Genomic DNA, 12,715 nt, shown 5'->3' on the forward strand with positions numbered 1-12,715 from the left:
GACGCACCGAACCCCGGACCGCTCGCGCGGTCCGGGGTTCGGTGGGCGACAACCGTCCGGCTACGGTCAGTCGTTGGAGCCGGGGGTGGTCTTGGCGATCTGCATCAGGAACTCGGCGTTGCTCTTGGTCTGCTTCATCTTGTCCAGGAGCAGCTCGATCGCCTGCTGCGAGTCGAGCGCGTGCAGCACCCGGCGCAGCTTCCAGACGATGGCCAACTCCTCGCTGCCGAGCAGGATCTCCTCCTTGCGGGTGCTGGAGGCGTCCACGTCGACGGCCGGGAAGATGCGCTTGTCCGAGAGCTTCCGGTCGAGCTTGAGCTCCATGTTGCCGGTGCCCTTGAACTCCTCGAAGATCACCTCGTCCATGCGCGAGCCGGTCTCGACCAGCGCGGTGGCCAGGATGGTCAGCGAGCCGCCGTTCTCGATGTTGCGCGCGGCACCGAAGAACTTCTTCGGCGGGTACAGCGCGGTCGAGTCGACACCACCGGACAGGATGCGGCCGGAGGCCGGCGCCGCCAGGTTGTAGGCGCGGCCGAGGCGGGTGATCGAGTCCAGCAGGATGACCACGTCGTGGCCCAGCTCCACCAGGCGCTTGGCGCGCTCGATGGCCAGCTCGGCGACGGTGGTGTGGTCCTCGGCCGGGCGGTCGAAGGTCGAGGAGATGACCTCGCCCTTCACCGACCGCTGCATGTCGGTGACCTCTTCCGGACGCTCGTCGACCAGGACGACCATCAGGTGGCACTCGGGGTTGTTGTGGGTGATCGCGTTGGCGACCGCCTGCAGCACCATCGTCTTGCCGGTCTTCGGCGGCGCCACGATCAGGCCGCGCTGGCCCTTGCCGATCGGCGACACCAGGTCGATGATCCGGGTGGTCAGGATGCCCGCCTCGGTCTCCAGACGCAGCCGGTCCTGCGGGTAGAGCGGGGTGAGCTTGTTGAACTCGGGGCGGCCGCGGCCGCTCTCCGGGTCCATGCCGTTGACGGAGTCCAGCCGCACCATGGCGTTGAACTTCTCGCGGCGCTCGCCGTCCTTGGGCTGGCGCACCGCGCCGGTGATGGCGTCGCCCTTGCGCAGGCCGTTCTTGCGGACCTGGGCGAGCGAGACGTAGACGTCGTTCTGGCCCGGCAGGTAGCCGGAGGTGCGCACGAACGCGTAGTTGTCGAGGATGTCGAGGATGCCCGCGACCGGGATCAGGACGTCGTCCTCGCCGACCTGCGGCTCGGCGGGGCCGGCCTCGAAGCCCTCGCGGCGGGCGCCACGGCCACGGCGGTCGCGGTAGCGGCCACGGCGGCCGCGGCGGCCGTCGCCGAACTCGTCGTCGTCGTAGCCGCCCTGCTGGACCTGCGGCTGCTGGGTCTGCTGGCCGCCCTGGCGGGCCTGCTGGCCGTCGCCCTGACCGGCCTGCTGCTGGCCGCCGCCCTGCTGGGGCTGGCGGTCGGTGCGCTCGCGGCGGTTGCGGCGGTCGCGGCGCGACTCGCGGGAGTCGCCGTCCTGGGCCTCGCCGCCGTCCTGACGCTCGGCGCGCTCGGGGCGCTCCGGACGGTCGCCGCGGTCCCGGCGGTCCCGGCGGTCGCGACGGGTCTCGGTGCGGCCCTCCTCGCGGCCCTCGAAGGCGCGGGTCTCGGCCTGGCGGGTCTCGGCCTGCTTGGGCTCGGCCACCGCGACGGCGGCGTCGGCCGTGGCGTCGGCGGTCGGGGCACCGGCGGCCGAGGTGGCGCGGCGGCGGGTGCGCTCGGCACGAGCGGGCGCGGCGGTCTCGGCGGCGGCCTGGACCGGGATCTCGATCTGGGCCTGCGACTCGGCGGCGGCGGCCGGGGCCGCGGCGGCCGCGGCGGCGGCCTTGGTGCGGCGGGCCGGCTTCTCGGCCGGCGCCTCGGCGGCGTCCGCCTTGGCGGCGGTGCGCTTGGCGGCGGCCGGAGCACCACCGGCGGCGAGCAGCGGGTCTCCGCCGCTCTTCTCCTTGATGGTCTCGATCAGCTGGCTCTTGCGCATGCGTCCGGTACCGGTGATGCCCAGGTCCCCGGCGAGCTTCTGCAGCTCGGCCAGGACCATGCCGTCCAGGCCGGCGGCGGCGGTACGGCGGCGCCGCGCCGGGGCCGCGGGGGCGGCGGCTGCGTCCGACGCCTCGGCGTCCTGGCGCGCGCCCATCAGATCGGTGGAGTCGCTCACTAAGGGTCCTTCCCTGGAGCGGACGTCGGCCTGTCTGGCTCGGCGACCGGTTGTGCTGTCCTGACCAACGCTCGACTGCGTCGGTCCGAGGCGGTGATCCCCCGAAAGGCGGAAGCCGGTCGAGGGAGAGCTGCGAGGTGCGGTGCGTGAAGCACGGTGGTGCTGAGTGGCGCGGCGGGCCGGTCGGTCGAGTGCCGACCGGGCGTACCCCCACGCTTGCCTGCGAATCCCGGGCCCCCGTCGCGTGACGGTGGACCGCGCTCCGCCCGTCCTGGCCTCAAGGTGGGAGGCCGCGGGTGGGAGTCAGGTGCCGTCACGGCTTCGGGATGCGGCCGCGTGTCGCGCAGGCAGGCTGCGTACGCGCTGCGGTGGGCTCCCGGAGAATCGTCGCCCCGTGCATCGCCGCGACTCCACGGCAGTGGAGTGCTGGGATCGGGACGCGGCGCACCGAGCCCCGGAGGGCACCTGGTGCAGCAATGAGGTTAACACTACCGACCCCCTCAGACATTCCCCAGCCTTGCGCTTGCCAATCGTGTCCGGACGGCCCGGCTCGGCAGGTGGCCGGGCCGGGCCGGACGAGCGGCCCGGACGGGCCGTTCAGCCGTCCAGCGGGAGCACGGTGGCCCCGATCCGGTCGAGCTCCAGGCGGTGCGCGGCGAACGCCGGATCGCCGCCGTGGCCGTGGTGCCCGGCGAAGGAGAGCACCTTGTCGGCGCCCGCCTCGTCGGTGAGCGCGAGGACGGTCGGACCGGCCCCGGAGATCACCGCGGGGACGCCCTCCGCGCGCAGCGCGCCCACCAGGGCGGCGCTGTCGGGCATGGCGGAGGAGCGGTAGTCCTGGTGCAGGCGGTCCTCGGTGGCGGCGAGCAGCAGCTCGGGCCGCCTGGTCAGCGCCTCGACCAGCAGCGCGGCGCGGCCGGCGTTGACGGCGGCGTCGGTCAGCGGGACGGTCTTGGGCAGCAGGCCGCGCGCGGTCTCGGTGAGCACCTCGTCAGCGGGGACGAACACCACCGGGACGACCTGGTCGGAGGGCTCCAGGCTGACCGCCTTGGCCGACTCCTCGTCCGTCCAGGCGATGGTGAAGTTGCCGCGCAGGCAGGCCGCGACGTTGTCGGGGTGGCCCTCCAGCTCGGAGGCGAGGGCCAGCAGCGCGTCGTCGTCCAGCGCGGACGGGCCGCCGATGGTGACCGCGCGGGCGGCCACGATACCGGCGCAGATCGCGGCCGAGGAGGAGCCGAGGCCGCGGCCGTGCGGTATCCGGTTGGCACAGACCACTTCGAGGCCGCGCGGCTGGCCGCCGAGGCGGTCGAAGGCGGCGCGCATCGAGCGGACCAGCAGGTGGCGCTCGTCGCGGGGCAGCGTGTCGGCGCCCTCGCCGGCGATGTCGATGGAGAGCCCGGAGTCGGCGACCCGGACGACCACGTCGTCGTACAGGCCCAGCGCGAGGCCGAAGGCGTCGAAGCCCGGGCCGAGGTTGGCACTGGTCGCGGGAACCCGGACCCGGACGGCGGCGGCACGGAACGCGGGACCGGCCATGCGGTGGACTCTCCTGGGGAAATCGGGCGGCGCGGATCGCGTCGTCGGTGCGAAGGCGGGGAATGGACCACAGGCCCCGGCGGGGCGGGCGGTCACGGTCGTTGGCGCGGCCTGAGAAGGCCGGACCCGGGGCATGTGCCACACGGCCGAACCCAGAGTATCGAAGAGAGGTTCCCCAGTGGTACACCCCGTGGTCCTCCGATCTGGTGTGTTGCCGCTTCTGGCCGGAATGCGTACCGGAGTCCGATCGGAATGCGCGGCGTAATTGACACAAAAGTGTCACCGGAGAACATCGACGGGCCGACCCCCGAAAGGGTCGGCCCGTCGAGGCGTCGGGCGCCCGCGGGGCCCGACGGCAGGTCAGTCCAGCAGGCCCAGGCGCTGCGCCGCCGCCTCCGGGTCGATCGGGACGATCTGCGGCTGCGGCGCGCCGGCCACCGCCCAGTCCGGGTCCTTGAGGCCGTTGCCGGTCACGGTGCAGACGATGCGCTGGCCCGGGTCGACCAGACCGGCCTCCGCCTTGGCCAGCAGGCCGGCCACCGAGGCCGCCGAGGCGGGCTCCACGAAGACGCCCTCCTGCGCGGCCAACAGCCGGTAGGCGGACAGGATCTGACGGTCCGTCACCTTGTCGATGAGGCCGCCCGACTCGTCCCGCGCGGCGAGCGCGAAGTCCCAGGAGGCCGGGTTGCCGATCCGGATCGCGGTGGCGATGGTCTGCGGCTTGAGCACCGGCGCGCCGTCCACGATCGGGGCCGAGCCGGAGGCCTGGAAGCCCCACATCCGCGGGGTGCGCGTGGCCAGGCCGTCGGCGGAGTACTCGCGGTAGCCCTTCCAGTACGCGGTGATGTTGCCCGCGTTGCCGACCGGCAGGACGTGGATGTCCGGGGCGTCGCCGAGCATGTCGACGATCTCGAAGGCCGCGGTCTTCTGGCCCTCGATCCGCACCGGGTTCACCGAGTTGACCAGCGCCACCGGGTACTTCTCGGACAGTTCACGCGCGAGGGTGAGGCAGTCGTCGAAGTTCCCGTCCACCTGGAGGATCTTGGCGCCGTGCACCAGCGCCTGGCCCATCTTGCCGAGGGCGATCTTGCCCTGCGGGACGAGCACCGCGCAGACCATCCCGGCCCGCACCGCGTACGCGGCGGCGGAGGCCGAGGTGTTGCCGGTGGAGGCGCAGATGACGGCCTGCGCCCCCTCCTCCTTGGCCTTGGAGATGGCCATCGTCATCCCGCGGTCCTTGAAGGAGCCGGTCGGGTTGGCGCCCTCGACCTTGAGGTAGACCTCGCAGCCGGTGCGCTCGGACAGCACCTGGGCGGGGACCAGCGGCGTGCCGCCCTCCAGCAGGGTGACCACCGGGGTGGCCGCGGTGACCGGCAGGCGGTCCCGGTACTCCTCGATCAGGCCGCGCCACTGGTGGGTGTGCGCGCCTCGGACGACGTTCTCGGCAACGGCGTTCATGGCTGTTCCTTACTCCCCTTCGACCCGCATGATGCTGGCCACGTCCCGCACGCTGTCCAGCGCGCGGAGCTTGTCGACCGTCGCCGACAGCGCGGCGTCGGTGGCACGGTGAGTGACCACGACGAGCGAGGCGTCGCCGTCGCGGCCCTGCTGGCGCACGGTGTCGATGGAGACGCCGTGCTCCGCGAAGACGGACGCGACCTGCGCGAGGACACCCGCACGGTCGTCCACGTCCAGGCTGACGTGGTAGCGGGTGACCACCTCGTCCATCGGCTTGGCGGGCAGCTGCGTGTACACCGAGTCACCGGGACCGGTGGCACCGGCCAGCTTGTTGCGACAGACCGCGACCAGGTCGCCGAGCACCGCGGAGGCGGTCGGCGAGCCGCCCGCGCCCGGGCCGTAGAACATCAGCCGGCCGGCCGCCTCGGCCTCGACGAACACCGCGTTGTACGCCTCGCGGACGGAGGCCAGCGGGTGCGACAGCGGGATCATCGCCGGGTGGACCCGCGCGGTGACGGACTCGCCGTCCGCCGCCCGCTCGCAGATCGCGAGCAGCTTGACCACGCAGCCCATCTCCTTGGCGGAGGCGATGTCGGCGGCCGTCACCTCGGTGATGCCCTCGCGGTAGACGTCCGCCGCGGTGACCTTGGTGTGGAACGCGATGCCGGCCAGGATCGCGGCCTTGGCGGCGGCGTCGAAGCCCTCGACGTCGGCCGTCGGGTCGGCCTCGGCGTAGCCCAGCGCGGTGGCCTCCTCCAGCGCCTCCGAGTAGCCGGCGCCGGTGGTGTCCATCTTGTCGAGGATGAAGTTGGTGGTGCCGTTGACGATGCCCAGCACCCGGTTGACCTTGTCCCCCGCGAGGGACTCGCGCAGCGGGCGCAGCAGCGGGATCGCTCCCGCCACCGCGGCCTCGTAGTACAGGTCCACCCCGGCCCCGGCGGCCGCGGCGTGCAGCTCGGTGCCGTCCTTGGCGAGCAGCGCCTTGTTGGCGCTGACCACCGAGGCGCCCCGCCGGAACGCCGACAGGATGAGGTGTTTGGACGGCTCGATGCCGCCCACGACCTCGACCACCACGTCGATGTCGCCCCGGTTGACCAGGGCCTCGGCGTCGGTGGTGATCAGGTGCTCGGGCACGCCCGGGCGCACCCGGCCGGCCCGGCGGACCGCGATCCCCGCGAGCTCGACCGGGGCACCGATGCGCGCGGCGAGGTCGTCGGCCGTCGTCGTCATGATGCGCGCCACCTCGGAGCCCACCACACCACAACCCAGCAACGCCACCTTCAGCGGGCGCGTACGCATCATCCGACTCCGCTCTGCATTCTTCGTGCTTCGGTAATTCCGGCGGGATTCTGGGGGCCGCCGGGAACTTCGGTCCGTACCAGTCTCGGGGACTTCCCGCACGGATCTACGGTCGTTCCATGATCTGAGACAAGGATTTCGTCATCCGATATCGAGACGCAGGAGATCCTCCTCCGTCTCGCGCCGGACGATCACCCGCGCGGCGCCGTCCTTGACGGCCAGCACGGGAGGCTTCAGGGCGTGGTTGTAGTTGCTCGCCATCGAGCGGCAGTACGCGCCGGTGGCGGGCACCGCGATCAGGTCGCCCGGGGCCAGGTCGGCCGGCAGGAAGGCGTCCCGGACCACGATGTCGCCGGACTCGCAGTGCTTGCCGACCACCCGCGCCAGCATCGGCTCGGCGTCGCTGCGGCGCGACACCAGGGCCACCGAGTACTCGGCGTCGTACAGCGCGGTCCGGATGTTGTCGGACATCCCGCCGTCCACGCTGACGTAGGTGCGCAGGCCCTCCAGCGGCTTGACGGTGCCGACCTCGTACAGCGTGAACGCCGTCGGGCCGACGATCGCCCGGCCCGGCTCCACGCTCAGCCGGGGGGTGTTCAGGTTCGCGGCGGCGCACTCGCGGCGCACGATGTCGGCCAGCGCGGCCGCGATCTCGGCCGGCTCGCGCGGGTCGTCCTCGCTGGTGTACGCGATGCCCAGGCCGCCGCCCAGGTCGATCTCGGGCAGCTCCACGCCGTGCTCGTCGCGGATCTCGGCCAGCAGGCCGACCACCCGGCGGGCGGCCACCTCGAAACCGGCGGTGTCGAAGATCTGCGAGCCGATGTGCGAGTGGATGCCGCGCAGTTCCAGGCCCTCGTGCCCGAGCACCCGGCGCACCGCCTCGGCGGCCGAGCCGTTGCCCAGGGAGAGCCCGAACTTCTGGTCCTCGTGCGCCGTGGCGATGAACTCGTGGGTGTGCGCCTCGACGCCGACGGTGATCCGGATCAGCACCTGCTGGCGGACGCCCTGGCGCGCGGTGACGGCGGCCAGCCGCTCGATCTCCTCGTAGGAGTCGACCACGATGCGCCCGACGCCGGTCTTCACCGCGTGTTCGAGCTCGTCCGCCGTCTTGTTGTTGCCGTGCAGCGCGATCCGCTGCGGCGGCATCCCGGCGGCCAGCGCCACCGTCAGCTCGCCGGAGCTGCACACGTCGAGGTTCAGGCCCTCCTCGTGCAGCCAGCGCACGATCGCCTTGGAGAGGAACGCCTTGCCGGCGTAGAAGACGTCCGCCTCGGTGCCGAAGGCGTCGCGCCAGGCCCGCGCCCGGGCCCGGAAGTCGTCCTCGTCGAGCACGTAGGCCGGCGTGCCGAACTCGGCCGCCAGGGACTTGACGTCGATCCCGCCGACGGTGGCCACGCCCTCGGCGTCGCGGGCGACGGTGCGCGACCAGACCTTGGGGTCGAGCGCGTTCAGGTCGGCCGGCGGGGCGGCGTAGTGGCCCTCGGGCAGTACGTCACCGTGCCGGGGGCCTGCGGGGTGTGCGGAGCGAGACATGTCCTCTGCTTCCTTGACCTATGGCGAGGGGCGGCGACGGTCTCCGTTGACCGTCAGCCGCCCCCGCTGCGCACTTGGGGGTGGTGCCTACATCCGCTCGGGCGCCGTGACGCCCAGGAGCGTCAGGCCGTTGGCCATCACCGTTCGCGTGGCCTCGACCAGCCAGAGCCGGGCGCGGTGCGTGTCCGTGAGCTCCTCGTCGCCCTTGGGCAGGAACATGCAGTTCTCGTACAGGCGGTGGTACTTGCCCGCGAGGTCCTCCAGGTAGCGGGCGACCCGGTGCGGCTCGCGCAGCTCGCCGGCCGTGGCCAGGATCCGCGGGAACTCGCCGAGGGCACCGAGGATGTCGTTCTCCCACACGGTGGCGAGCAGCTCGGGCTTGAAGTCCTCCGCCGCGCCCTTGTCCACGCCGAGCTGCGCGGCCTTGCGGGCCACGCCGCACATCCGGGTGTGCGCGTACTGGACGTAGTAGACCGGGTTCTCATTGGACTGGCTGGTCAGCACGTTGATGTCGAGCGTGATGGTGGAGTCCGTGGGGGACCGCGTCAGGGTGTAGCGGGCGGCGTCCACGCCGATCCACTCGATCACGTCGTCGATCGTGATGATGTTGCCGGCCCGCTTGGACATGCGGACCTCTTCGCCGTCGCGAAGCATCTTCACGAACTGGCCGATCTTGACCTCGATGTTGCGGTTCATGTCGTCGCCCGCGCAGGCCACGATGGCCTTCAGCCGGTTGACGTAGCCGTGGTGGTCGGCGCCCAGCATGTAGACGGAGACCTCGGCACCGCGGTCCCGCTTCGACAGGTAGTACGCGGCGTCGGCGGCGAAGTAGGTGGTCTCGCCGTCGGCCTTGACCAGGACGCGGTCCTTGTCGTCGCCGAAGTCGGTGGTGCGCAGGAAGACCGCGCCGTCCTGCTCGAAGACGTGGCCCTGCTCGCGCAGCCGGTCCATGGCCTTCTCGACCGCGCCGGACTCGTGCAGCGTCTTCTCGGAGAACCAGACGTCGAAGTGGGTGCCGAACTCCTGCATCGAGCGCTGGATCTCGGCCACCATGAGCTTGAGGCCCTCGGTGCGGAAGGCCTCCAGCTGCTCGGCGTCGGGCAGGTCGAGCACGCCCGGGACGCCGTCGGTGATCGCCTTGGCGATGTCGCCGATGTACTCGCCCACGTAGCCGTCGGCGGGAACGGGCCGGCCGTTCGCGGCGGCCTTCAGCGAGCCGGCGAACTTGGAGATCTGCACGCCGGCGTCGTTCAGGTAGTACTCGGTGGTGACGTCGGCGCCGCTGGCCCGCAGCACGCGCGCCAGCGAGTCGCCGACGGCGGCCCAGCGGACGCCGCCGATGTGGATCGGGCCGGTCGGGTTGGCGGAGACGAACTCCAGGTTGATCTTCAGGCCCTTGAGCACCTCGTTGCGCCCGTAGGCCTCGCCGGTCTCGACGATGGTGCGCGCCAGCGCGCCCTGGGTCGCGGCGTCCATGGTGACGTTCAGGAAGCCCGGCCCGGCGATGTCGACCTTGGCGACGCCGGTGATCCCTCGCAGGCGGTCGGCCAGCAGTTCCGCCACGGCTCGCGGCGGGCGGCCGGCCGCCTTGGCGAGCTGGAGGGCCACGTTGATCGCGTAGTCGCCGTGGTCCCTGTTCTTGGGTCGCTCGACCGTCACGTGCTCGGGCACGGCGACGGTCAGCTCGCCCGCCTCGACGGCGGCGCTCACTGCGGCCTGGACTGCCTGGGAAAGCTCTGCGGGTGTCACGACGCCAAGCGTAGGCGAGACGGGGTGCCCGCCCGCCACCCGGTTTGCCGGTCGGGACGCCCGCGAGCCCTCCCGTCAGCGGTGTCAGCCTCGATCGGTCCGCTCTGTTCGCTCAGGGCGAAACCCGCTCGGCTGTCCTCCCAGGGTCATCAGCCGCCGCACCAGCGCCACCAGATCGGCCGGGTCGAAGGGCTTGCCGAGGTAGCCGTCCACCCCGACGGCCTCCCCCAGGTCCAGATCGGCCGGGGTGCAGGCGCTCACGATCGCGATCGGCAGCCGGCTGGTCCCCGGGTTCGCGCGCAGCCGGGCCGCCGTCCGCAGGCCGTCCAGGCGCGGCATCATCACGTCCAGCGTCACCACGTCCGGCTTCACCCGGCGGACCACCTCCAGGCACTCGGCGCCGTCGGCGGCGGTCACCACCTCGAAGCCCTCAAGCTCCAGGTTGACCCTGATCAGCTGGCGGATCACCTCGCTGTCGTCCACCACGAGGACCCGCCCGGACACTCCCGACACCTCACCGAGGGTATCGGCGCCCCCGCCGCCCCGTCCGGCCTTTGGGCACTTCCGCCGCCCCTCGCCACCGGCCTCCGGCGCACCCCGCACCCGCTCCGGCACCCCCGCCGCAAACCCGTGCACGGACCGCGCCCCGAGCCTGGTAGTGTTCTTCACGTCGGAGGCCGAAACGCCGACGACAGAGCAGGCCCCCGTAGCTCAGGGGATAGAGCACCGCCCTCCGGAGGCGGGTGCGTAGGTTCGAATCCTACCGGGGGCACTTCGCAAGGAGTGCGACTGAGGCCCAGATCAGTGGAGTTGATCCACGGATCTGGGCCTTCGTCATGTCCGGGCCCGGTTGGCGGCGCGCGGGGCGGGCCCGACCGGGCTCAGGACGAGGTGCCCTCGACCTGGGAGACCAACCCGGCGATGGTGTGGTCGAAGTAGGCGCTGTAGGACACGTCGTCGGTGTCGCCGCCCTGCTGGTAGCCACCGATGGCGCCGACCACGTCGCCGGTGGCGACGTTGATCCAGGGGCCGCCGCTGGTGCCGGACGGGTAGGCGGGGCAGTCGATGACGCGTTGGTAGGTGCTCTGCCGGCCCGTGGTGTTGGTGCACAGGAGGGGCTCCTCGGCGTCGCCGGGGTAGCCGTAGAGGCGGACGGTGGCGCCGAAGGGCTCGTCGGCGCCGAGCCGGTTGCCGCCGACCACGTCCTCGACCTTCCGGCCGTTGCTCGGGGCCGTCTCCAGGATGGCGAAGTCCTCGTCCTGGTCGCCCTTCTGGGACCAGCCGGTGGTGGTGTGGACCGCGGTGACCTGCCAGCTGCCGTACGGGGCGGAGCCGTCGCGGTAGCCGGGGACGAAGGTGACGCCGGAGGCGCTGCTGAGGCAGTGCGCGGCGGTCAGCAGCAGGTTGCCGCCGGGGCTGTGCAGCACGCTGGCGGTGCAGAAGTGGTTGCCGGCCGCCACGCTGCCGCTGAACAGCGCGCCCACGGTGGCGGCTTCGGGGGTGGCGGCGGCGGTCGTGGTGGTGCCGAGGACGACGCCGCGGGTGTCGGGGGTGGCCGGCGCGGAGGGCGTCGGGGCGGCCGCCGGGGCGCTGCCGGGGTCGGCGCTCGCGCCGTCGGTCGCACTGCCGGTCGCGCCGCCGGTCGGGCTGTCGGTCGGAGCGGCGGAGGGGCTGTCGGTCGGAGCGGCGGCGTCGACCGGTGCGGGTGCGGCGGGCGCCTCGGACGCGGGCCCGGTCGCGGCCGGCGCGACGGCGGCCCGGGAGCTGCGGGCCGCCTTCCCGGCGGCCGTCGCGTCGGACAGGCTCAGCCCGTGCGTGCCGGTGACCACGGCGGCCACCACCACCGCCGAGAGCGCGGTGAACAGGGTCGGCCCCAGCAGGCTGCGGCGGCGGCGCGACGTCGGGCGGCGGTGCTGACCCATGTCTGTCTCTCCTGCCAGTGATCGACGGTTTCCCGGGGGCTGCGTGCGATCAACGACTATGCCGTTTCAGCCTGGAAAGGTCGTTACCGGTGGCTGGGATATCCATGAGAAAAAGCTCACCCGTCGGCGCGTGAGCGGTCCAGCGCGCTCCCCAGCTCCTCGGCCCCGATGAAGGCGGTGTGCGTCCCGGCGACGGTGCAGGTGAAGGCACCCGCGACCGAGCCGGCCCGGGCGCACTCCAGCGGCGGGCGGCCCCGGAACCAGGCGGCGAGGAAGCCCGCGACGAAGGCGTCCCCGGCGCCGTTGGTGTCCACCACCGGGCGGCCCGGGTCGACGGCCGGGAGGTGGCGTACCTCGTCGTCGTCCCGGGTGAGCAGGTAGCAGCCGTCGGCGCCCGCGGTGGCGGTGACGACACCGGCGCGGCCCTCGGCGAGGATCGCGCGCATCACCTGCTCGTGCCGCCCGCGGCAGCCGGCCACCGAGAGGAACACCAGGTCCGAGCCGAGCGCGTAGTCGCGGTGGTGCGGGTTGCCGCCGTCCCAGTCGTGCAGGTCGGTGGAGGTGGTGCGGCCGAGCCGGTGGAGGTCGGCGTACATGTCCCGGTTGACGCCGGTGATGGAGAGGTGGACGTGCCGGCTGCGCCGCGCGTACGGCAGGTAGAACTCGGGCGGCAGCCGCAGGTCGGCGGGGTGGCGGCCGTCGAAGAAGGAGAACCGGCGGCCGGCGGCGTCCACCAGGTTGACCCCGCGCGGGGTGCCGTGCGGGCTCACCAGGTGCGCGAAGTGCAGGCCGTGGCGCTCGTAGGAGGCGCGGACCAGGGCGCCCTGCGGGTCGTCGCCGAGGAAGTCGAGGAAGGCGGTGCGCAGGCCGAGGCGGTGGGCGCCGAGGGCGACGCCGTTGCCGGTGTGGCCGACGTAGTCGCGGACGGGTCCGACGAACAGCGAGTCGCCGGGCGGGACCTCCAGCCGGTCCACCCGGACGATGGTGTCGACGCCGGAGCCGCCGACGACGAGCAGGTCGAACTCGGGCAGCACGGCGGCACCTCCTCG

9 protein-coding genes and 1 tRNA gene are annotated in these 12,715 nt (G+C 72.8%); 1 reads left to right on the forward strand and 9 read right to left on the reverse strand.

The window, feature by feature from the left end; genetic code table 11:
• Nucleotides 1–66 precede the first annotated feature (66 nt).
• The 7 genes from rho to ACIQVZ_RS16895 all read right to left on the reverse strand — a co-directional run bounded on the left by rho (nt 67) and on the right by ACIQVZ_RS16895 (nt 10,248).
• Complete coding sequence (rho, locus tag ACIQVZ_RS16865) at nt 67–2,169, reverse strand: transcription termination factor Rho (protein WP_402450635.1); 2,103 nt, start codon at nt 2,167–2,169, stop codon at nt 67–69.
• A 597-nt stretch (nt 2,170–2,766) separates the two neighbouring features.
• Nucleotides 2,767–3,705: a homoserine kinase gene (gene thrB / locus ACIQVZ_RS16870; protein ID WP_350879612.1), complete on the reverse strand. Its 939-nt coding sequence runs from the start codon at nt 3,703–3,705 to the stop codon at nt 2,767–2,769.
• A 360-nt stretch (nt 3,706–4,065) separates the two neighbouring features.
• The gene (gene thrC, locus ACIQVZ_RS16875) at nt 4,066–5,163 is read right to left on the reverse strand and encodes a threonine synthase (RefSeq protein ID WP_063347816.1); all 1,098 of its coding nucleotides are present in this window, start codon (nt 5,161–5,163) and stop codon (nt 4,066–4,068) included.
• Between the two features lie 9 nt (nt 5,164–5,172).
• Nucleotides 5,173–6,465 (reverse strand): homoserine dehydrogenase, encoded by a 1,293-nt coding sequence (locus ACIQVZ_RS16880; protein ID WP_350879614.1) that lies wholly within the window; start codon nt 6,463–6,465, stop codon nt 5,173–5,175.
• Nucleotides 6,466–6,603: 138 nt separating this feature from the next.
• Nucleotides 6,604–7,995 carry a diaminopimelate decarboxylase gene (lysA, locus tag ACIQVZ_RS16885; RefSeq protein WP_350879615.1) on the reverse strand — a complete coding sequence of 464 codons (1,392 nt, stop codon included), beginning with the start codon at nt 7,993–7,995 and terminating at the stop codon, nt 6,604–6,606.
• A gap of 87 nt (nt 7,996–8,082) precedes the next feature.
• On the reverse strand, nt 8,083–9,744 hold the full coding sequence (gene argS, locus ACIQVZ_RS16890) for an arginine--tRNA ligase (protein ID WP_402450639.1): 1,662 nt from the start codon (nt 9,742–9,744) through the stop codon (nt 8,083–8,085).
• Nucleotides 9,745–9,828: 84 nt separating this feature from the next.
• Complete coding sequence (locus tag ACIQVZ_RS16895) at nt 9,829–10,248, reverse strand: response regulator (protein WP_350879712.1); 420 nt, start codon at nt 10,246–10,248, stop codon at nt 9,829–9,831.
• Between the two features lie 196 nt (nt 10,249–10,444).
• On the opposite strand from ACIQVZ_RS16895, the gene ACIQVZ_RS16900 reads away from it, so the two are divergent.
• Nucleotides 10,445–10,516 (forward strand) — tRNA-Arg (locus ACIQVZ_RS16900).
• Nucleotides 10,517–10,625: 109 nt separating this feature from the next.
• On the opposite strand, the gene ACIQVZ_RS16905 is transcribed toward ACIQVZ_RS16900, so the two are convergent.
• Both ACIQVZ_RS16905 and ACIQVZ_RS16910 read right to left on the reverse strand, forming a co-directional pair.
• A complete protein-coding gene (locus ACIQVZ_RS16905; RefSeq protein ID WP_402450642.1) occupies nt 10,626–11,666 on the reverse strand; it encodes a trypsin-like serine peptidase in 1,041 nt (346 codons plus the stop codon).
• A 116-nt stretch (nt 11,667–11,782) separates the two neighbouring features.
• Nucleotides 11,783–12,700, reverse strand: a complete 918-nt coding sequence (locus tag ACIQVZ_RS16910) for a carbohydrate kinase family protein (protein WP_402450644.1) — start codon at nt 12,698–12,700, stop codon at nt 11,783–11,785.
• Nucleotides 12,701–12,715 lie beyond the last annotated feature (15 nt).

This window comes from Kitasatospora sp. NPDC098663 (genome assembly GCF_044760075.1).
Taxonomy (GTDB): domain Bacteria; phylum Actinomycetota; class Actinomycetes; order Streptomycetales; family Streptomycetaceae; genus Kitasatospora.

Coding starts and splice junctions, on each gene's coding strand:
- thrB (WP_350879612.1), bottom strand. CDS start 3,705: ATGGCCGGTCCCGCGTTCCGTGCCGCCGCCGTCCGGGTCCGGGTTCCC.
- thrC (WP_063347816.1), bottom strand. CDS start 5,163: ATGAACGCCGTTGCCGAGAACGTCGTCCGAGGCGCGCACACCCACCAG.
- ACIQVZ_RS16880 (WP_350879614.1), bottom strand. CDS start 6,465: ATGATGCGTACGCGCCCGCTGAAGGTGGCGTTGCTGGGTTGTGGTGTG.
- lysA (WP_350879615.1), bottom strand. CDS start 7,995: ATGTCTCGCTCCGCACACCCCGCAGGCCCCCGGCACGGTGACGTACTG.
- ACIQVZ_RS16905 (WP_402450642.1), bottom strand. CDS start 11,666: ATGGGTCAGCACCGCCGCCCGACGTCGCGCCGCCGCCGCAGCCTGCTG.